At 65.3% G+C, this 20,499-nt stretch carries 20 protein-coding genes; 9 read left to right on the forward strand and 11 right to left on the reverse strand.

Translation table 11 applies throughout. The annotated features are described in order from the left end of the window. Positions 1–34: 34 nt before the first annotated feature. From A7X65_RS28615 to A7X65_RS28625, 3 genes are all read right to left on the reverse strand, one after another. Positions 35–1,054 (reverse strand): S1C family serine protease, encoded by a 1,020-nt coding sequence (locus A7X65_RS28615; RefSeq protein WP_063691543.1) that lies wholly within the window; start codon positions 1,052–1,054, stop codon positions 35–37. A gap of 104 nt (positions 1,055–1,158) precedes the next feature. After that, positions 1,159–1,608 (reverse strand): hypothetical protein, encoded by a 450-nt coding sequence (locus tag A7X65_RS28620; protein ID WP_063691544.1) that lies wholly within the window; start codon positions 1,606–1,608, stop codon positions 1,159–1,161. Between the two features lie 9 nt (positions 1,609–1,617). Beyond that, entirely contained in the window at positions 1,618–3,216 is a 1,599-nt protein-coding gene (locus A7X65_RS28625; RefSeq protein ID WP_063691546.1) for a GMC family oxidoreductase, read from the reverse strand. 200 nt (positions 3,217–3,416) lie between these two features. Here A7X65_RS28625 and A7X65_RS28630 point away from each other — a divergent pair, with 200 nt between their 5' ends. Further along, positions 3,417–4,205 (forward strand): thermonuclease family protein, encoded by a 789-nt coding sequence (locus A7X65_RS28630; RefSeq protein ID WP_063691548.1) that lies wholly within the window; start codon positions 3,417–3,419, stop codon positions 4,203–4,205. Positions 4,206–4,550: 345 nt separating this feature from the next. On the opposite strand, the gene cyoD is transcribed toward A7X65_RS28630, so the two are convergent. The 4 genes from cyoD to A7X65_RS28650 are packed head-to-tail and all read right to left on the reverse strand — an operon-like array spanning position 4,551 to position 8,398. Then, positions 4,551–4,937, reverse strand: coding sequence for a cytochrome o ubiquinol oxidase subunit IV (gene cyoD, locus A7X65_RS28635; RefSeq protein WP_063691550.1), 387 nt, complete (start codon positions 4,935–4,937; stop codon positions 4,551–4,553). Beyond that, the gene (locus A7X65_RS28640; RefSeq protein ID WP_063691552.1) at positions 4,934–5,575 is read right to left on the reverse strand and encodes a cytochrome (ubi)quinol oxidase subunit III; all 642 of its coding nucleotides are present in this window, start codon (positions 5,573–5,575) and stop codon (positions 4,934–4,936) included. Before A7X65_RS28640 ends, cyoD begins: the two co-directional genes overlap by 4 nt. Continuing rightward, positions 5,575–7,575: a cytochrome o ubiquinol oxidase subunit I gene (gene cyoB / locus A7X65_RS28645; protein ID WP_063692568.1), complete on the reverse strand. Its 2,001-nt coding sequence runs from the start codon at positions 7,573–7,575 to the stop codon at positions 5,575–5,577. Before cyoB ends, A7X65_RS28640 begins: the two co-directional genes overlap by 1 nt. Next, positions 7,565–8,398, reverse strand: a complete 834-nt coding sequence (locus A7X65_RS28650; protein ID WP_063691553.1) for a cytochrome ubiquinol oxidase subunit II family protein — start codon at positions 8,396–8,398, stop codon at positions 7,565–7,567. Before A7X65_RS28650 ends, cyoB begins: the two co-directional genes overlap by 11 nt. 232 nt (positions 8,399–8,630) lie before the next feature. On the opposite strand from A7X65_RS28650, the gene A7X65_RS28655 reads away from it, so the two are divergent. From A7X65_RS28655 to A7X65_RS28665, 3 genes are read left to right on the forward strand one after another with little or no spacing between them, the layout of a single operon-like run. Then, a complete protein-coding gene (locus A7X65_RS28655) occupies positions 8,631–9,443 on the forward strand; it encodes an SDR family NAD(P)-dependent oxidoreductase (RefSeq protein ID WP_063691555.1) in 813 nt (270 codons plus the stop codon). 16 nt (positions 9,444–9,459) lie between these two features. Next, the gene (locus A7X65_RS28660; RefSeq protein WP_063691557.1) at positions 9,460–10,014 is read left to right on the forward strand and encodes a carboxymuconolactone decarboxylase family protein; all 555 of its coding nucleotides are present in this window, start codon (positions 9,460–9,462) and stop codon (positions 10,012–10,014) included. A gap of 1 nt (position 10,015) precedes the next feature. After that, the gene (locus A7X65_RS28665; RefSeq protein WP_063691559.1) at positions 10,016–10,816 is read left to right on the forward strand and encodes an SDR family NAD(P)-dependent oxidoreductase; all 801 of its coding nucleotides are present in this window, start codon (positions 10,016–10,018) and stop codon (positions 10,814–10,816) included. Positions 10,817–11,030: 214 nt separating this feature from the next. Here the strand turns inward: A7X65_RS28665 and A7X65_RS28670 are convergent, their stop codons facing one another. Then, positions 11,031–12,359 carry a PQQ-dependent sugar dehydrogenase gene (locus tag A7X65_RS28670; RefSeq protein WP_430643653.1) on the reverse strand — a complete coding sequence of 443 codons (1,329 nt, stop codon included), beginning with the start codon at positions 12,357–12,359 and terminating at the stop codon, positions 11,031–11,033. 247 nt (positions 12,360–12,606) lie between these two features. Here A7X65_RS28670 and A7X65_RS28675 point away from each other — a divergent pair, with 247 nt between their 5' ends. The 4 genes from A7X65_RS28675 to A7X65_RS28690 all read left to right on the forward strand — a co-directional run bounded on the left by A7X65_RS28675 (position 12,607) and on the right by A7X65_RS28690 (position 16,316). Then, complete coding sequence (locus tag A7X65_RS28675) at positions 12,607–13,797, forward strand: urate hydroxylase PuuD (RefSeq protein ID WP_063692570.1); 1,191 nt, start codon at positions 12,607–12,609, stop codon at positions 13,795–13,797. A gap of 144 nt (positions 13,798–13,941) precedes the next feature. Beyond that, a complete protein-coding gene (locus tag A7X65_RS28680; RefSeq protein WP_063691560.1) occupies positions 13,942–14,799 on the forward strand; it encodes a VOC family protein in 858 nt (285 codons plus the stop codon). Positions 14,800–14,876: 77 nt separating this feature from the next. Beyond that, complete coding sequence (locus A7X65_RS28685) at positions 14,877–15,152, forward strand: hypothetical protein (protein ID WP_063691562.1); 276 nt, start codon at positions 14,877–14,879, stop codon at positions 15,150–15,152. 204 nt (positions 15,153–15,356) lie between these two features. Then, complete coding sequence (locus A7X65_RS28690; protein WP_063691564.1) at positions 15,357–16,316, forward strand: lytic transglycosylase domain-containing protein; 960 nt, start codon at positions 15,357–15,359, stop codon at positions 16,314–16,316. A gap of 1 nt (position 16,317) precedes the next feature. On the opposite strand, the gene A7X65_RS28695 is transcribed toward A7X65_RS28690, so the two are convergent. From A7X65_RS28695 to A7X65_RS28705, 3 genes are read right to left on the reverse strand one after another with little or no spacing between them, the layout of a single operon-like run. Then, positions 16,318–16,701, reverse strand: coding sequence for a cupin domain-containing protein (locus tag A7X65_RS28695; RefSeq protein WP_063691565.1), 384 nt, complete (start codon positions 16,699–16,701; stop codon positions 16,318–16,320). 11 nt (positions 16,702–16,712) lie between these two features. Further along, positions 16,713–17,417 (reverse strand): SDR family oxidoreductase, encoded by a 705-nt coding sequence (locus tag A7X65_RS28700; RefSeq protein WP_082885092.1) that lies wholly within the window; start codon positions 17,415–17,417, stop codon positions 16,713–16,715. Between the two features lie 41 nt (positions 17,418–17,458). Beyond that, on the reverse strand, positions 17,459–19,258 hold the full coding sequence (locus A7X65_RS28705) for a thiamine pyrophosphate-binding protein (protein ID WP_063691569.1): 1,800 nt from the start codon (positions 19,256–19,258) through the stop codon (positions 17,459–17,461). Between the two features lie 223 nt (positions 19,259–19,481). Between A7X65_RS28705 and A7X65_RS28710 the strand changes: the two genes are divergently transcribed. After that, positions 19,482–20,399: an IclR family transcriptional regulator gene (locus A7X65_RS28710; RefSeq protein WP_063691571.1), complete on the forward strand. Its 918-nt coding sequence runs from the start codon at positions 19,482–19,484 to the stop codon at positions 20,397–20,399. Positions 20,400–20,499 lie beyond the last annotated feature (100 nt).

Here is a 20,499-nt window from a genome sequence, read left to right on the forward strand (position 1 = left end):
TGACACCGTCATACCCCTTCCCGGGCGCGTAACGCTAGCGCGCCGGCTTGCGCTCGATGGGATCGATGTCGATCCCCCGCAGGCGGCCGAGCCGCAGCACGTCCATGGCCAGCCGCCGGCCGATCCGGTCACGGTCGAGCACCCGGATCAGATCGTCGACGCCATTGATCTCGACGCCGTCGAGCCTGATCACGACGTCGCCGGGCAACAGGCCCGCCTTGGCCGCGGGGCCGTCCGGCTCGATCTGCATCAGCAGCGCGCCCATCTTGTTCTCGACGCCGGCCAGCACCGCATGCCGCCGCGGGACCGGGGCGGTCTGTCCGGCAACGCCGATATAGGCGCGGCGGACATAGCCGTGGCGGATGATCTCCGACAGCACGAACTGCGCGGTGTTGCTGGCGACCGCAAAGCAGATGCCCTGCGCGCCGTTGATGATGGCCGTGTTGATGCCGATCACCTCGGCATTCGACGACACCAGCGGCCCGCCGGAATTGCCGGGGTTGAGCGCAGCATCGGTCTGGATCACGTCCTCGATGGTGCGGCCGCTGACCGAGCGGATCGAGCGCCCGAGCGCCGAGACCACGCCGGCCGTCACGGTCGATTCGAAGCCGAGCGGATTGCCGATCGCGATCACGAGCTGGCCACGCCGCAAGGTCTTGGAGTTGCCGAGCGCGGCATAGGGCAAGTCGCGCACGCCATTGGCGCGCAGCAGCGCAAGATCGGTGTCGGGGTCGACACCGAGCACCTGCGCATCGCCGACATGACCCTCCACGTCGCGCAGCCGGATCTCCTTCGAAGAGCCGACCACGTGGCTATTGGTGAGGACAAGCCCGTCCGGCGAGATCACGATGCCCGAGCCGAGCCCGCCGCGCTCGCGGCCGTTCGGCACCTTGGGACCGGTCTCGACGCGCACGACCGCCGGGCCGACGCGGTCGGTAACGTCGATCACGGCATTGGAATAGGCGTCCAGCAGCGCCCGGTCATCCGCCGGCGCAGCCGCTGTCGTTCGCGATGACGCGACGTCATCAGCGATGTCTGAGGTAAAATCCAGCATGGCAAGAGTCCTTGAGGCTCACACAAATGGTGGCCTGTTCCCTGCCGCGCAAGTGTCCGCCGGGAGCGCAAGGCTGCCCTGCCAGTGCTTGACTACCCAGGTGGCTAGGTCGCCCGCCGCAGCGTGCCCGCCCTCGCCTTGACCGGATCGAGCAGCGACCAGTCGCCGTCCGGCAGCACATAGCCCTTGGGGAACGGCGCGCGCAGCTCGAGCCCGAGCGAGCGCAGCACGCGGTCGTCGCGGTAGTAGCATTGCAGCACGACGCGGACGAGCGTTGCGGCAGGCGCGCCGCCGGCGATGCGAAACTGCTGCGCGACATTTTCGCGCGCGGCTGGTTCGAGGTCGGAGAGCGGCATGCCGGCGAGCCGGGCCAGATGATCCAGCGCCGCCGCGACCAACCTGGCGTCCCGGCCGAGGGTTGCGATGATGTCGGCCTGGATGATGTCGTCATCGGCGCCGGGGACGCGGTATTCCTCGCTCGGCGGAACGATCATCGCGGCGATGGTGCGCAAGTCCTGTCGCTGCCGCGGCGTGAGGGTGATCTGCTCGGACATGTCGGTCCTCTAGTCGAACAAATTGGCGAGGCGCTGCTTCATCTGGTCGGCGATGTACAGCGCGAGGGCCTGGATGGTGGAGGTCGGGTTCACACCGCCCGAGGTGACGAAGATGCTGCCGTCGACGATGAAGAGGTTCTTCACATCGTGCGAGCGGCCCCATTCGTTGACCACGGAGCGCGAGGGGTCGGTGCCCATCCGCGCGGTGCCGAGCAGATGCCAGCCGCCCCACGGGATCGGCGAGTTGACGCAGATGTCGGTTGCCCCAGCCGTCTCGAGAAACTCCCGGCCGCGCGCCAGCGCATGCTCCATCATCTTCCGGCTGTTCTCGCTAATGGTGTAATCGATCTTCGGCGCGGGAATGCCGTGGCTGTCCTTCAGGACGGGATCGAGCGTGACCTGGTTGTGCTCCTCAGGCAGATCCTCGCAGATCGCGGAGAAGCCGAGCCGATGGCCGTTGAGCTTGCGGAAGACGCGGTGGTGATCCTCGCCCCAGGGCAGGATGCCCTTCTGCTCGCTGACCACGGCTTCGAACACCGGCCCCGCCCCGCGCACGAACTGAACGCCATAGCCGCGCACGAAGCCGCGCGACAGGTCGGTGTCGTACCACTCCTTGCTCCACAGGCAGGTCGGCGGCGCGCGGTTCGAGTCGGTCGGCTCCTTCACAAAGCCGTAGATCTGCGCATAGGGGTGGAACATCAGGTTCTTGCCGACGAGGCCCGACGAATTGGCGAGGCCATTGGGGAAACGCCCCGACGCAGAGTTCAGCAGCAGGCGCGGCGTGCCGACGCCGTTGCAGGCGATGATGACGACATGCGCCGGCTGGAACTGCTCGACGCCGTCCTTGTCGTAATAGACCACGCCCGAGGCCATGCCGTTCTCGTCGGTGGTGATCTCGCGCACCCGGCAATGGGTGCGCAACTCGACGCCGGCGCGGACCGCGTGCGGCCAATAGGTGATGTCGGTGGAGGATTTCGCGCCCTGCGCGCAGGCCGGCGTGCAGTGGCCGAGATTGATGCAGCGCGCCCGGCCCTCATAGTCCATGGTCGCGACCGTGGTGTCCGACGGCCACCAGTGCCAGCCGCGTTCGTTCATGGCCTTGCCGATGATGGCACCGGACAATCCCATCGGCTGCTGCGGCATCGGGGGATGCGTCAGCGGCGACAGCGGATCGCCCGACAGGCCTGATGTCCCCATCATGCGGTCGTTCTCTTCGAAGAACGGCGTCAGCGCGTCGTAGTCGATCGGCCAGTCGTCGGCGACGCCGTCGAGCGTCTTCACCTTGAAATCGGAAGGATGCAGCCGCGGCCAATGCGCCGTGTACATCACGGTCGAGCCGCCCACCGCATTGTAGTTCACGACCTTGATCGGCGAGTTATCGTCGTTGATCGGATAGTCCTCGGGACGGCCGCGGACATTGGGGCTCGACGACCACTCGCCGTAGAACTTGGCCTCCCAGTCCCGGCCCGTGCTGGGATATTCCGCCGGGTTCATCCAGCCACCCTGCTCCAGGCAGAGAATGTGCATCTTGGTCTCGGCCAGCGACCACGCCACCGCCGCGCCAGATGCGCCGGCGCCGATGATCAGGACGTCCACGGGGTCTTTCATCGCAACCTTTTCCTCCCCTCGCCGCTTCCCGGGCGATTCGGCCTTTCGAGGTCCGAAAGGCTGCACAAACGATAGGATCAGAGCCGCGGCCGAGTAAAGCCGTGGGGCCGGAATGTCGCACTTCGCAGGGCGCAGACCATTGGTATCGCCACATCCGGATGCTAGGAACAGGGCGCACGAGCCATCGATAGCGAGACCTTATGTCCCTCCGGAATTTCTTTGCCGCCGCCCGCGCTTTTGCGCTCGTTTCATTTTTCGCCCTGTCCGGCTTTGCGGTCATTTCGACCCCCGCCTCCGCACTGACCGCCGCCGCGACGGTCCGCGACGGCAACTCGATCCAGCTTGGCGACGTCACCTACCGGCTCGACGGCGTCGACGCACCCGAGCTGGACCAGGTCTGCATCGATGATCACGCCGATACCTGGACCTGCGGCATCGAGGCCCGCGACCAGCTGGCGAAGCTGATCAACAAGCGCTCGGTGCGCTGCGACGACGTCGGTCCGGAAAAGAGCTTCGGCAAGCGCCACCGCGCCATCTGCACGGCCGAGGGCGACAAGACGAGCTTGAACGAGCAACTGGTCAAGCTCGGCTATGCCATCGCCCGCGAGCCGATCAAGGCGAACGTCAAGCCGGCCGCGACCGACGCCAAGTCGGCGTCGGCCGGGATCTGGAAGGGCTGCTTTGTTGCACCGCAAGATTTCCGCAGCGGCAAGAAGGACGGCGCGCTGCTGGGCGCCGCCTGCCGCTCCGATCGCGACAAGGAGATTCGCGCCGTGCTGTTTCCCGAGGAGCTGACGATGCCGCCGAGCTGCAGCATCAAGGCCAAGCTCGCGGTCCGCGCCCGCGTCACCGGCAACATCGGCATCTATCACTTGCGGGGCTGCCCCAGCTATCCTGCGACCACCAAGCCGGACCGCTGGTTCTGCTCGGAGGACGACGCCCAGGCTGCCGGCTTCCGCAAGGCCTACAACTGCCGCCGGCCAAAGTGAACAATCGGTTCACGCAGCCGTGAGTGGTAGTCCTAGACCGTATTGATCCGGAATTGAACTTCGGCGGGAGATGCCCCATCTCTATAGGTACGCTAGCGCCTTGCGCGAGCGTTCCTTGGCAGCAATCCGGTTTGGATTGTTTTTGCTCGGGCGTTTCCTCCCTAGACTTGGGCCGCTTGTCATCCACAAGCGGCTCTTCTTTTTTGTGCGGACGTGAAGGCCGATTCTGCCGCGGCCGTCATGCCCGGGCTTGTCCCGGGCATCTACGTTCTTGGCGCCGAGGAGCAAGACGTGGATGGCCGGGACAAGCCCGGCCATGACGACGCAGCGCATCACAGCGCGCCCCTACTGGCGCATCATGATCTGATCCATCGGCGGCATGTTGGCGTTCAGGTTCGACATGATCCAGACGGTGCCGCCAACCACCAGGAACACCACCAGCAGCCCGAAGGCCAGCGCCAGCACGTTGTTGGTATTGTCGGGGCCCGTGGTGATGTGCAGGAAGAACACGAGGTGCACGCCCATCTGCGCGATCGCGAGCACGATCAACGCGACGGGGATCGAAGGCTGCCAGACCAGATCGGTGCCGGCGATGAAGAACGATGTCGCGGTGAGCAGCAGCGCCAGGGCGAGACCGACGACATAACCCAGGATCCGCTCGCCGACACTGTGTTGCTCGTCCTGGCCCGGTGCAAGGTCGCGTTCGCCGTGAATATGCGTCTGATCGGTCATGCGGCACTCCCGAGCAGGTAGACGACGGAAAAGACTCCGACCCAGATGATGTCGAGCGCGTGCCAGAACAGCGCAAAGCACATCATCCGGCGCAGGACGTCGGCGCGAAAGCCCTTGGCGAACACCTGCGCCATCATGGTGAGCAGCCAGAGCACGCCGGCGGAGACATGCAGGCCGTGGCAGCCGACCAGCGAGAAGAACGACGACAGGAAGGCGCTGCGGGTCGGACCATAGCCGCGCGCGATGAGGTCGGCGAATTCCCTGAACTCGATGGCGAGAAAGATCAGCCCGAGCACGCAGGTCACGGTCATGCCGAGATAGAACCAGAACCGGTTGCGCACGTCGGCCGCGATGCTGGCCATGCCGCAGGTGAAGCTCGACAGCAGCAGGCAGACCGTCTCGATCGCGACGTTGCGCTGCTCGAAAATCTCCGCGCCGCTGGGGCCGCCTGCGGTCTGGCCGTGCAGCACCGCATAGGCCGCGAAAAAGCAGGAGAACATCACGATGTCGGAAAGCAGGAAGACCCAGAAGCCGTAGGCCGTCACGATCCGCTTCGATGCAGGTCCGGGATGTTCGACGACGACGCCGATGTGATGGGGATCGGCATGCGCGCGGCCGGCGGTTGCGGTCATCGACATCAGATTGCCCCCGCCATGCTGACGAGGCTGCGCCGTTCCTCGAGGTTGACGCGATCGATCCGAGCGACCTCCTCGGCCGGAATGACGTATTCGTCATGGTCGCGCCAGGCAAACACGACGAAGGTCGCGAACGCGCCGAGGCCGCCGAGGATCACCATCCACCAGATATGCCAGATCAGCGCGAAGCCCATGATGGTGGCGAAGAACGCGCAGACGAAGCCGGTCGGCGAGTTCCTGGGCATCTCGATGTCGTGATATTCGGGGTCCTCATGCTCCAGCGATTGCTGCTGCGCGCGGACCTTCATGTCCCAATAGGCGTCCTCGCCGCGGACATCGGGATGGAAGGCGAAGTTGAACACCGGCGGCGGCGACGAGGTCGCCCATTCCAGCGAGCGGCCGTCCCAGGGATCGCCGGTGCGGTCGCGCAATGCCTCGCGGTTGCGGATGCTGACCACGAGCTGCATGATCTGGCAGATCACGCCGATCGACAGCACGGCCATCCCGATTACCGCGACGATCATCCAGGGCCGCCAGGCCGCGACGTCGTAGTGCTGCAGGCGCCTGGTCATGCCGAGCATGCCGGCGATGTAGAGCGGCATGAAGGTGACCCAGAAGCCCGTGAAGGTGAACCAGAACGCGGCCTTGCCCCAGCGCTCGTCGAGGCGGAAGCCGAATGCCTTCGGGAACCAGTATTCGAAGCCGGCAAAGGCCCCGAACAGCACGCCGCCGATGATGACGTTGTGGAAATGCGCCACCAGGAACATGCTGTTGTGAAGCATGAAGTCGGCCGGCGGCACCGCGACCAGAACGCCGGTCAATCCGCCGATGATGAAGGTGACCATGAAGCCGACCGACCACAGCATCGGCGTCGCGAAACGGATGCGGCCGCCATACATCGTGAACAGCCAGTTGTAGATCTTCACGCCGGTCGGGATGGCGATGATCATGCTGGCAATGCCGAAGATGGCGTTGACGTTCGGCCCTGCGCCCATCGTGAAGAAATGGTGCAGCCAGACCATGAAGGAGACGACGCAGATCGCCATGGTCGCGAGCACCATCGAGCGGTAGCCGAACAGCGCCTTGCCGGAGAAGGTCGACACCACCTCGGAGAAGATGCCGAACGCCGGCAGCACGAGGATGTAGACCTCAGGGTGCCCCCAGGCCCAGATCAAATTCATGAACATCATGACGTTGCCGCCGGCTTCGTTCGTGAAGAAGTGGAAGCCGAGATAGCGGTCGAGCAGCAGCATCGCGAGCGTCGCCGTGAGGATCGGGAACGCGGCGACGATCAGGAGGTTCGAGGCCAGCGTGGTCCAGCAGAACATCGGCATGCGCAGATAGTTCATGCCTCTGGTGCGCAGCTTCAGCACCGTGGTGACGAGATTGATACCGGCCACCAGCGTGCCGACGCCGGATATCTGCAGCGACCAGGCGTAATAGTCGACGCCGACGCCGGGCGAATAGGACAGTCCCGACAGTGGCGGAAAGGCGAGCCAGCCGGTGCGCGCGAACTCGCCGACCACCAGCGAGACATTGACCAGCAGCGCGCCGGTCGCGGTCAGCCAGAAGCCGACCGAATTGAGCGTCGGAAACGCGACGTCGCGGACGCCGAGCTGCAGCGGCACGATGAGGTTCATCAGCCCGATCACGAACGGCATCGCCACGAAGAAGATCATGATGGTGCCGTGCGCCGAGAAGATCTGGTTGTAGTGCTCGGGCGGCAGATAGCCCTGCGACTGAAAGGCGACCGCCTGCTGGATCCGCATCATGATGGCATCGCTGCCGCCGCGCAGCAGCATCACCGAGGCCAGCAGGATGTACATGACGCCGATGCGCTTGTGATCGACGCTGGTGATCCATTCGTCCCAGAGATAGGGCAGATGCCCCTTCACCACGACCCAGATCAGCACCGCGAGGATCGCGACCAGCACCACCCCGCCCGCCGCGAGCGGAATCGGCTGATCGAACGGAATGGCCGACCAGTCGAGCTTACCGAGCATCGTGGCCTCCACTGTGCGGCCGGCCGGCATCCGATAGCAGCTCCGGCCCGGGCCCCGGGGGAATGTGCTGGGTCGCGATCAGGTCGAACAGGCGCGGGTCTGCGAGACGAAAGCTCAGCCGGCCGCGCTCGATGCCCTGCTGCATCAGCTTCTTGTAGCTCTCCTCGTTCAGCACGGCATCGGACTTCGCCGTCGTCGCCACCCAGTCCGGAAAGGCGAGCGGCGAGATCACGTTGACGTCGAACATCATGTCGGGAAAGCCGTCACCCGAGAAATGCGCCGATAGTCCCTGCAGCTTGCCCACGTTATCGGCGCGCAGGTTCAACCGCGTCACCATGCCGTTCATGGTGTAGATCATGCTGCCGAGCTGCGGGATGAAGAACGTGTTCATCACGCTCGACGAAGTCAGCTGGAAGTTCAGCTCGGCGCCCGCCGGCACCGTGAGCGTGTTGACGGTGGCGATGCGCTGGTCGGGATAGATGAAGAGCCATTTCCAGTCGAGCGAGACGGCCTGGATGCGGACCGGGCTGCCGGTGCCGGGCACGGGCGCTGCAGGATCGAGCTGGTGCGAGCCGATCCAGGCGACGCCGCCGAGCAGGATCACGGTCAGCGCGGGGATCGACCACACCACCATCTCGACCCGGCCGGAATAGACGAAGTCGGGCTGGTAGCGCGCGCGTGTGTTCGAGGCGCGAAACCAGAACGCAAAGGCCAGGATCGCGAAAATGGTCGGGACCACGATCACGAGCATGATGAAGACGGAATCGACCAGAATGGTGCTGTTGGCCGCAGCCACAGGGCCTTGTGGATCAAGCAGATTCATCGGCAGACCACTGGCGGTTGGGAAGCCCCCGGGCGCAAGCGTAAAGCAAGAAACGCCCCGCAACAAACGCAGTTGTATCAGGACGGTTCCGCAAACCGTCTTTCAGAACCGCCCGATCCCGCGCGGCGGCATGCAATTCCGCGCGATATCAATGACATCCGCGCTGGGCCATCGGGCTTCTCTCGCCTCTATGGCATTGCTATCGTCGGAAAAAACAGCGGGATGGAACGAGATGCGGGGGCCCGAGGATGATGCCGGCCTCGCCGGCAAGGTGGCGCTGATCAGCGGCGGTGGTGCTGCAGGCGACGGCATCGGCAACGGCCGCGCTGCAGCAATCCTGCTCGCCCGCGCCGGCGCGAAAGTGCTGGTGGCCGATCGCGACCTCAAGCTCGCCGAACGCACCGTGGACATGATCACCGCCGAGAGCGGGACCGCCGCAGCGCATGGCGGCGACGTCACCAGCGAAGCCGATTGCAAGGCGCTCGTCGAGGCCGCGCTCAACCGCTGGGGCCGGCTCGACCTGCTCGACAACAATGTCGGCATCGGCAGCCGTGGCAGCGTGGTGGACGAGACAGCCGAGCAGTACCGCCGCGTCATGCAGGTCAACGTCGAGACCATGTTCCTGCTCTCGAAGCACGCGATCCCCGCGATGATCAAGACGGCTGGGGGCGGCGCGATCGTCAACATTTCCTCGATCTCGGCGCTGCGGCCGCGCGGGCTGACCACCTACACGACCTCGAAGGCCGCGATCATCGGATTGACGCGCGCGATGGCGGTCGACCACGGCCGCGACAACATCCGCGTCAACTGCATCTGCCCGGGACCGATGTACACGCCGATGGTCTATGCCCGCGGCATGAGCGAGCAGGCCCGCGCCAATCGCGCCAAGGCCTCCCTGCTCAAGACCGAAGGCACCGGCTGGGACGTCGGTCACGCCGTCAAATTCCTGCTCAGCGATTTCGCCCGCTACATCACTGGCCAGGTGCTGGTGGTCGACGGCGGCGTGACGCTGCAGGCGCCGGAACGCGAGTCACAGCAACACTGACGAGGGACATACAGAAATGGCACGCCTGCCCTATCTCGAGGCCGACCAGGTCGCGCCCGAATATCGCGACATGCTCAAGCGCAACACCAACCTGCACAAGCTGCTGGTCAACTCGCCGGAGATGGCGCGCGCCTTCAACGGCATAGGCGGCTATATCCGTTTCAAGAGCAAGCTCGACCCGCGCCTGCGCGAGCTTGCGATCCTCCAGGTCGGCTGGCTGGAGAAGTCGGAATATGAGTTCACCCATCATGTGAAGATCGGCAAGGAATTCGGCGTCACCGACGACGACATCGCCGGCCTGATGGCGGAGACCGAAGGCAAGCCCTCGAAGCTGGAGCCGCTGGCCAGGGCGATCCTGAAAGGCGCCCGCGAGATGGTGCGCGAGCTCGCGATGTCGGATGCGACCTTCGCCGAGATCAGGAAAGACCTCTCCGACGAGCACATGGTGGACCTCGTCCTCACCATCGCCTTCTATTGCGGCGTGGTCCGCGTGCTCGCCACCATGAAGATCGACAACGAGCCCTATTACAAAGAGGTACTTCAGCAGTACCCGATCCCGGGAGTGAAATGAGATGCGCCTGAAGGACAAGGTTGCGATCGTCGTCGGCGCCGGCCAGAGCCCCGGCGAAGGCATGGGCAATGGCCGCGCCACGGCACTCACCTTCGCGCGCGAGGGCGCCAAGGTGCTGTGCGTCGATCATCATCTGGAGTCGGCGCAGGAAACGGTGGCGATGATCGCCGCGAAGAGCGGCACCGCCGCAGCCTTCAAGGCCGACGTGACGAAGTCTGCCGACATCAAGGCGATGGTGGCGGATGCGCAATCGCGCTGGGGCCGGATCGACGTGCTGCACAACAATGTCGGCGTCAGTCTCTCCGGCGGCGACGCCGAGCTGCTAGAGATCACCGAGGAGGCGTTCGACCGAATCGTCGCCATCAACCTGAAAAGCTGCGTTCTCGCGGCAAAGGAGGTGATCCCGATCATGCGGGCGCAAGGAAGCGGCGCCATCATCAACATCTCGTCCATGGCCGCGATCACGACCTACCCTTACGTCGCCTACAAGGCGACGAAGTCCGCCATGATCGCCTTCACCGAGCAGCTCGCCTACCAGAACGCCGAATACGGAATCCGCGCCAACGTCATCCTGCCCGGCCTGATGAACACGCCGATGGCGGTCGACACCCGCGCCCGCGAATGGCACAAGACCCGCGCCGAGGTCGAGGCCGAGCGCGACAGCAAGGTGCCGCTGCGCAAGAAGATGGGCACCGGCTGGGACGTCGCGAACGCCGCGCTGTTCCTGGCGTCGGATGAAGCGAATTTCATCACAGGCGTGACGCTGCCGGTGGACGGTGGCGCGAGCGTGAGAAGGGGTTAGGCCTTTCATCTTCCTTCTCCCCTTGTGGGAGAAGGTGGCATAGGCGGCCTTGGGGCCGCCGTCTCCTAAAGACGCCGAAGCGAAGCTTCGGCTATGGCGCCGGATGAGGGGTTCTATCGACGAACTCATAGCGAGATGGATTCGCGGAGAGAAACCCTCACCCGGCTTCGGTATCGCGAAGCCACCCGCTCCCGCAAGGGGAGAGGGTGCAGCGTCACCGCGGCGTGCTTGTCACCCGCCAGATGGTGCCGTTGCCATCCTCCGACACCAGCAGCGATCCATCCTTCGCCACCGCCACGCCCACCGGCCTGCCCCAAACCTCGGTGTCGCTCACCACGAAGCCCGTGACGAAATCCTCGTACTCGCCCGTCGCCTTACCGTCCTTCATCTTGATGCGGATCACCTTGTAGCCGGTGCGCTTCGACCGGTTCCAGGAGCCGTGCTCGGCGGCGAAGGCCTCGCCCTGATACTCGGGCGGAAACTGCGAGCCTTGGTAGAAGGTCATGCCGAGCGAGGCCGAGTGCGGCTGGATCAGCACGTCGGGCGCGGTCACCTTGTCCTTGAGATCCGGCCGCGCGCCGGCATGGCGCGGGTCTTCGTTGCCGCCGATATAGAACCACGGCCAGCCGTAGAACGCGCCCTCCTTCACGCTGGTGACGTAGTCGGGCACGAGGTCGTCGCCAAGACCGTCACGTTCATTGGTCGAGCACCAGGGCAGCGCGGTCTGCGGCTGAATTGCAAGGCCGACGCAATTGCGAATGCCGGTGGCGTAAACCTTCCGCTCCTTGCCTTCGGGGGTGAACGCAAGGACCGCGGCGCGCTCGAGCTCGCTGGCCCACGTCGCGCCGAGCGGCTGCGCCTTCGACCATGCCTCCAATCCGCCGGGCGGCGTGCCCATGCCCTCGGCGACGTTGCTGAGCGAGCCGACCGAGACCAGCATGCGCTTGCCATCCGGCGTGAAGACGATGTCGCGGGTGGAATGGCCGCCATCATGCGGCAGGCTGGCAACGACCGTCTCCGCCTTGCCGCGCGCCTTGAGATCGCCGGCCTGATAGGGAAAGCGGACGACGCTGTCGGTGTTGGCGACATAGACCCATTGCGGATTGTCGCCGCTCGGGAAGAAGGCGATTCCGAACGGCTGCCGCAAGCCGCTGGCATAGACCTCGTTGGTCGCGACCTTGCCGCCCTCCCCGGTGCGCAGCACGCGGATGCTGCCCGCCCGCGTCTCCGCGACGAAGACATCGCCGTTCGGCGCCACACGTATGATGCGCGGCGCGCGCAGGCCCTCGGCGAACAGCTCGATCCTGAAACCCGCCGGCACCTGCGGCGAGGCATCCGGCGGCCGCGGCACCACGCGCGCGAAGCTCGCAACCGACCGCGTGGCGCCCGGCCGCACCAGATCCTGCGGCCGGATCAACCTGACAGTGCCCGGCTTGTCGGTCTGCCAGTCGCCGTAGGCGTCCTTGCCCTGCAGCACCGGCTCGGCCTGCGCAATAACCGCACCCGCGACCAGTACGGCGACAGACAACACTGCAGTCGACATCCTGTTTTTCACGTCGTCTTCCTTTCGGCCTGCCGCGTCCACGGCATCAACGCGAATCGCCCGCAATTGATCTGCGACAGGCAAGACACCTGCCGCGTCCCACATCAGCTCATGCCCGCATGATGTGCATGAGCCGCAGCCTATCGTACTGGAAAACAGCGCCGATAGGTGCGACACATTGCAAGGGAGCGGCCGCGATTGCGGTCATGAATGTTGCGGCGTCCATGTCGCACCTGATGGGGTGATCATGTGGGGATCCATCATATCGGAATGGGCCAGCCTGCTGCTCCGCTGGCTGCATGTCGTGGCGGCGATCGCCTGGATCGGAAGTTCCTTCTATTTCATCGCCCTCGACCTCAGCCTCAAGCCGAGGGGTGACCTGCCGGACGGCGTGCAGGGCGAGGCCTGGCAGGTCCATGGCGGCGGCTTCTACCGGATCATGAAATACCTGGTCGCCCCCAGCCAGATGCCGGACGAGCTCACCTGGTTCAAATGGGAGGCCTACACCACCTGGCTCTCCGGCTTCGCGCTGATGGTGGTGGTGTATTATCTCGAGGCCGACCTGTTCCTGGTCGACAAGTCGATCCTTGATCTCACGCCGTTCCAGGCCGGGCTGTTCAGCTTCTTCAGCCTCGCGCTGGCGTGGTTGCTCTACGAGGCCGCCTGCCGCAGCGGGCTCGCACAGCGCGAGTTGCCCTTCGCCATCGGCGGCTATCTGTTCCTGGTCGCGCTGACCTATGCTTTCACCCACGTGCTGAGCGGCCGCGGCGCCTTCAACCAGATCGGCGCGATCATCGGCACCATCATGGTCGCGAACGTCTTCACGCTGATCATCCCGAACCAGAAGAAGATCGTGGCGGCGCTGGTCGCCGGGAAAGCGCCACACCCCAAGCTCGGCAAGGCCAGCAAGGAGCGCTCGGTCCACAACAACTACCTGACGCTGCCCGTGGTCGTGCTGATGATCAGCAACCACTATCCCCTGCTCTACGCGACGCGCTTCAACTGGGTCATCGTCGCGATCATCCTGGCGCTGGGGCCGGTGATCCGTCATTTCTTCAACGAGGGTCATGCCGGACGCAAGTCGCCATGGTGGGTGTGGGGCGTCGCTGCGATCGGCGTGATCGCAATCCTCTTCCTCTCCGCCGCCGGCCCGCGCGAGGCGAAGACAAGTGCGCTGCCGGCGCCGGTCACGATCGCCAATGTCGAGGAGATCGTGATGTCCCGCTGCAGCATGTGCCATGCCGCCGAACCGGTCTGGGCCGGCATCGTCACCGCGCCAAAGGGCATTCTGCTCGACGCGCCCGAGCACATCCATCGCAACATCCGCCTGATCGGCCGCGTCGCCGCCTGGTCCAATGCGATGCCGCCCGGCAACATCACCGAAATGACCAGCGAGGAGCGCGCCATCCTTGCCGCCTATATCGAGCAGGCACGCTGATGCCATCGCGTGTCGGCAGGGCTTTTCGCGGAATGAAATTTCCGCATCTCCCGCCGATTTGAAAATGACTCGATCGATTATCCAGCGTAGATAGGGACATCGGCCGCTCGTGCCGCTCAATCCATCTGCCGCGGGGAAATCACAGTGGCCCTCAAGAACGTCATCGGTATCGACCACGCCGTGGTCATGGTGAAGGACCTCGACAAGGCCGCCGAGAACTATCGGCAGCTCGGCTTCACGATCTCGCCGCGCGGCACCCATAGCGCTCATATGGGCACCGGCAACTACACCATCATGTTCGACCCCGATTACATGGAGCTGCTCGGCGTGCTCGTGGCGACCGAGCACAACGCACCCGCGCGCGCCTTCGTCGACAGGCACGGCGAAGGCATCGAACGCATCGCCTTCACCGCGGTCGATAGCGCCGCCGGCGCCGAGGAGATCCGTGCGCGCGGCCTGACGCCGATCGGCCCCACTGATTTCGAACGTCCCGTCACCCTGCCTGACGGCACGATCTCGGCGGCCAAATTCCGTACCTTCATGTGGCCGACCGCCGAGGCGCCCGGCGGCGTGCGCATCTTCGCCTGCCAGCACAAGACCCGTGAGACTGTCTGGATCCCCGAGCTGATGAAACACGCCAACGCGGCGAGGCGCATCAAGCAGACGCTGATCGCAACGCCTGAGCCCGCGCAGGAAGCCGCGCATCTCGGCCGGCTGATCGACCGCGAGCCGAAGGCGGAGGCCGACGGCGCCGTGACCGTCCCCTCCGGCGGCGAGCGCGCCGACTTCGTCTATCTGACGCTGGACCAGCTCGGAAAGCGCTATCCCGGCGTGCCGCTCGCTGGCCTCTCCGAACGTGGCGGCGCCGCGCTGGTGCTGGTCAGCGGCGATCTCGCCGCGACCGAGAAGGCGCTGGGCTCGACCGCGGTGCGGAGCGGACCTGCGATCTGCGTGCCGCCGGCCAAGGCCAACGGCACCCTGCTCGCCTTCGTTGCCGGCTGATTTTAACTAATTCTTTAACGTGTGTTTACCCGGCGGCTCTAGGATTCTCGGCGATCCAAGCCACCGGGGCCAAACGCATGTTCAAAGAGGGATCGCCGATCGCATATGACGCGCCGGCCGAGCTGAAGAAATGGCCATCGCTGAAGGGCGAGAGGCAGAAGGACCGCGGTCCGCCCTATATGGTCTACAACGGCACGCTCGCCGACTGCGTTCGCGAGCTCATGGGCAAGCCGATCAAGGGCATCTCGCTCTACGACATCATGACAAAACCGCAGGCCGCCTTCGACCAGACCGTGCTGTCGCCGGGCGATGCTGCCGAGATCGCGATGCGCAAGGATTTTCCGAAGGCGTAGGCGCCGCCGGTTTGACCTGCAATATCGCTCATAGCGCCGCTGCCCCGTAGATCCGCGGGCCGACGCAGCTCGTTCTTGCTGCGGGAACACCGTACTAACACCGGCCCTCCAGCGGAATCGCAGCTTCGCCGCAATTACGGTGAATGAAGTCCTCGTCACCGGTCGCGCCGGTCGTTCCCCCACAGTTCGAGGACTCTTCCCGAGATGCGATTTCTCGTCGCGGCTTGCGCTGCGTTCCTGATTCTGATGTGCGACGTCGGCTCGACGACGTCCCGGCACGCAGAAGACGTCGACAACTCCCTTCCGAAGGCCGATCGCGGGCCTTCCTTGGTTCCCCTCGTCGAGCTCTTCCTCGCGAACGTGCAGGCCATTGAACTTGCGAACGCACGCGCGGCCTACGAGGAGACGATTGAGCCGCCGCGCTCGGTCGAGACCATCGTGCAGGCTCCGGCTACTCCGACCGAAAGATTCTGCTACGCGCTGCGTGAAGCCGCCGAGGCCAGCGGCATTCCCGTGCCGTTCTTCGCGCGCCTGCTCTGGCAGGAGAGTCGCTTCCGCTCCAACGAGGTCAGCCCTGCCGGCGCACAAGGCGTCGCGCAATTCATGCCGGAGACGGCCGCCGAAGTCGGCCTCGATGATCCCTTCGATCCCCTGAAGGCGTTGCCGGCATCCGCAAAATTCCTGCGCAAGCTCCGTGACGATTTCGGCAATCTCGGTCTCGCCGCGGCCGCCTACAACGCAGGGCCCGGCCGCATCCAGAAATGGCTGGCCAGGGAAAGCGAACTGCCACGCGAGACGCGCGACTATGTCCGCATCATCACCGGCACCAAGGCCGAGGACTGGACCGAACGTTCGGAAGCTCTCGCGATCAGGATCGACCTGCCGCGCGAAGCACCGTGCGAAGGCATCGGAAGCCTGTCGAAGTCGAAGGACGTCGCCTGGGTTCCGGTGAACCTGACGCCCTCGGTCGTCACCATCATGCGCAAGGCCGAGCAGCTTGCGGCACGGCTGTCGGCGAACCGCGCACGCAAGCGGTTCGCCTCCCTGCTGCGCAAGAGTGGTTCGGCACATGGCAAGGCGCGCAGCATGATTGCGGCGCGCGCGACAAAGGGCGCGAAGCTGCGCGCCATCCGCGTGGCTTCGCGCGAGCGGTCCTCGAGCTAGCTCACACCGGCTTGTCGCCGTCCGTCACCGGTGAGGTCACGACCAGGAACACGAGGTCGGTCAGGCCTGAGTTCGAGATCGCATGCTCGACGCCGGGCGGCAGGAAGATCACATCGTGCTTGCGTACGACATGGTTCTTGCCCGCGATCTCCATCAGCCCCTCGCCGTCGAGCACGTGATAGACCTGCTCCTGCACCTTGTGATGATGGCGCGCGACATAGGCCATCGGCTGGTACATCGAGATGCGGTAGTCGATGCGGCGCGAGCCTGCCGTCTCCGGCATCACCAGCGGCTTCGACAGCGCACCGCCAAAATGGTTGGGGAATTCGCGCCAGGGCACCTCGGCGATGTTGCGGATGAAGGCGCCATTGCTCTCCTCGGCCATGATCGTGCTCCCTAGTTCACCAGCGCGCCGCCGTCGACATAGACGATCGAACCCGTGGCAAATCCGTTGCTCATGAAGCTTCCGATCTGCCGGGCGATGTCCTCGGCCATGCCGACGCGGCCGACCGGCAGCGCCGCCGCCGTCTTCGCCAGCATCTCCTTGCGCGCCGCCTCCGGCATCGCGGCCCGGATCGGCGTATCGATCACGCCGGGCGACACTGCGTTGACGCGCACCGGCGCAAGCTCGAGCGCGAGTGCGCGAGCCAGCGACTCCAGAGCGCCATTGGCCGCGCTGATGATCGCCGAGTTCGGCCGCGGCCGGACGCTGAGGAAGCCGGTGACCAGCGTTAGCGAGCCGCCCGGCCGGATCTCCGCTTCGCGCGCCACGCGCCAGGCGCCCCAGAATTTTCCTTCCATGGTGGCGCGCACGTCGTCCATCGCAACCGTCTTGAACGGTCCGGTGCGAAGCTGCGCCGCGGTCAGCACGACGTGATCGACCGGGCCGGTGCGGCGGAACAGGTCCGCGACGCTCTGGTCGCTGGTGACGTCGGTCGGGATCGCCGTCACCTTGAGCCGCTCGGCAACGGGATCGAGCTTGGCGGCGCTGCGCGAAGCAATGATCACGTCAGCGCCTTCCTTCTTCGCAAGCTCCGCCGTGGCAAGGCCGATGCCTGAGGAGCCGCCGATCACGACGACCTTCTTGCCTGCGAGCGTCATTTCCATCTCCCCGATATGTTTCTTGATTGATGAGTCCGGGATCAGCCCGGCTGAAAGCGCGTGCCGATGCCCGCTTTGCTCTGGCCGAGGCCGGGCAGCTCCCAGACGCCGGCACCGGCGGGATTGACGTCGGCGGCGATATCGACGTCGATCAGGTACGGCCTGTTGGCGGCGATGCCCTTGCGGATGGCCTCGCCGAGGTCGCCGGCGCGATCGACCCGAACTCCTTCGACGCCGCAGGAGCGCGCCATCGCCGCGAAGTCGGGGTTGTAGCGCTCACCTGTTTCGGGGTGCTTGAAGTCGGTGGCAAGCTCGCGCCCTCCGAGATAGCCGCGCTGTAGCCCGCGGATCGAAGCATAGGCGTAATTGTTCCAGACCACCCAGACCACGGGCAGATTGTATTCGACCGCCGTGCCCAGCACGTTGGCGTGCATGAAGAAGGCGCCGTCGCCGCACACCGAGACGCAGGGACGATCGGGCGCAGCGAACTTTGCGCCCATCACGCCGGCGACGCCAAAGCCCATCGGGCCAAAGCCCATCGAACCGATCAGCGAGTCCGGGCGCTTCGGCTTGCAGAAGCCGAGCAGCCAGTTGTGGTGCACGCCGATGTCGGAAACCAGGATCGCATCCTCGGGCAGCGCCTTGTCGATCTCGGCGGCCGCGCGCTGCGGATTGATCGGCGTGGTGTCATCCGAGAAGCCGGGCGCGACGAACTTGTCCCACTCCTTGCGATAGCCGTCGATCTGCGCCAGCCACTTCTTGCGCGCATCGGATTTCTTGAACAGGTTGTCGCGGCGGTCGAGCTCGGCATGGACCTGCCGCAGGAAGGTGCGGACATCGGCCATCAAGCCCAGCGCAACAGGATAGTTGCGGCCGATCTCCTCGGGGTCGATGTCGACATGGATCAGCCTAGTCGGCGGAATCGTGAAGGAATAGCCGGGAATCCAGGAACTCGATGTGCGGTCGTCGAAACGGACGCCGAGCGCGAGCAGCACGTCGGCCTGACGCGTTGCATGATTGGCCTGGTAGTGTCCGGCGCGCGCGACGAGGCCGAGCGCGAGCGGATGATTGACGTCGAGCGCGCCGAGGCCGCTCGCCGATGCGGCCACCGGGATCTGCAGCCGCTCGGCGAGCTTGCGCAACTCGTCGGCCGCGCCGCCGTAGCGCACCCCCTGCCCGACCAGCATCACGGGCCGCTCGGCGGACAGCAGCATGTCCACCGCCTTCTCGACGCCATCAGGGTCGGCGCCGCATCGGCTGGAGATGTTCGCGTTCCACTCGATCGCCTTCGGCGCCTCCTCGGCCGCGGATTCCATGAACACGTCGAAGGGCACGTCGACCACGACCGGCCCCGGCCGTCCCGTCACCATCGTCTTCCACGCCTGCCGCACCGCGAGCGGCACCATCTCTCCGCGCGTCGGCTGAAACACCTTCTTGCAGATCGTCTTCACAGTGGAGGGAAAGTCGGCCTGGTGATGCCGGTACATTTCCTGGAAGGCGCCGCGGTTGAACTGGCTGGTCGGCACGTTGCCGGTGATCGCCATGAACGGCACGGAATCGAGGAAGGCGTTCGCCAGCGAGATCGGCAAATTCGCCGAGCCCGGCCCGCAGGAAGTGAAGGTCGCGGTCGGCCGGCCGGAGACGCGATAATAGACGTCGGCCATGAAGCCGGCGACGCTCTCGTGATGCACGGAGATCGTCTTGATCTCCTCGGAGCGCTCGTACAGCGCGTCGATGAACTGGATGTTGCCGTGGCCGCAGAGCCCGAACACCTGCGGCACCTTTTCCTGGATCAGATAATCGACAATGACCTGCGCGCCGTTGAGCATGTTCTTCGACATCAACCCGTCTCCCTCGCGGCCACGACTTCTTGTGGACCGATGCGGAGGAACGCGGCCGGTCATCGCTGGGCCGCGGGCACCCTATTTCTCATAATGCTGTACGTCAATTTATATTGTGATAGGCTGCCGGCTTGAGGAAACGCCTGGCTCCGCGCCCACGGCGGCGCCCGTTGCGTGCTAGTCTCGCAGCAACGGAGTCACGACGATTCACGAGAAGGGGGCCTTGTCCTTGAAATCGCGCACCAAGCCGACGACCGGCGAAAAGCCCGCGAGCCCGCGCAAGGCCGCGGTTGCCAAACTGGTCCCCGCTGCGCGCGCCGAGGGCGACGTCGAGGCCGACGACAAGCAGCGCGGCGGCGGCGTGCAGTCGCTCGGCCGTGCCTTCTCGATCCTCGAAGAGGTGGCGCGCCATCGCGACGGGATCGGCCTCGCCGAGCTCAGCAAGCTGGTCGGCCTGCACAACTCCACGACGTTTCATCTGGCAAAGACGCTGGTCTCGCTCGGCTACCTCCGCCAGGAGAGGGACAGCAAGCGCTACCGCATCGGCCGTCCGCTGTTCGCGCTCGCCGCAAGCGCGCTCGACGAGATCGAGATGGTCAATGTCGCAACGCCGGTGCTGGAGGAGCTGTCGCGCCAGACCAGCGAAAGCAGCCATTTTGCCGTGCGAATGGGCGATGCCGTGGTCGTCATCGCGCGCACCAGCGGCCCCGGCGCGTTTCAGCTCACCGACCGCGTCGGCGTGGTACGCCCGGCCCATTGCACCGCGCTCGGCAAGATCATTCTGGCTTCGCTCCGCCCGGAACAGCTCAAGCGCTTCATCGATCGCGCGGAGCTGAAGCCGTCGACCCCGAAGTCGATCACCGATGCCGGCGTGCTGATGCGCGAGATCGCGGAAGTGCAGCGGACCGGCGTCGCGTTCGACGACGGAGAGTTCAATCCGGAAGTTCGCTGCGTTGCCGTGCCCGTCACCGATTTCACCGGACAGGTGATCGGCGCGCTCGGCATTTCCGGTCCGATCTGGCGGCTCTCCAACCAGGCGCTGCACGCCGGAGCGCAGGTCGTGCAGGCCGCCGCCGACCGCCTGTCGGCCGAGTTCGGCGCCAAGGACCGGGCGCACAAGGCGTTCGCGCAGAAAGTCTGAACCTCCGCACAGAGGGCGATTTTGCCGGTTGACACCGGCAACGGCGTTCGGGATTATCCTCCAGCATTAAAAGAACATCTCTCACATTATCGGATAGCCG

It is taken from the genome of Bradyrhizobium stylosanthis, from assembly GCF_001641335.1.
Taxonomy (GTDB): Bacteria; Pseudomonadota; Alphaproteobacteria; order Rhizobiales; family Xanthobacteraceae; genus Bradyrhizobium; species Bradyrhizobium stylosanthis.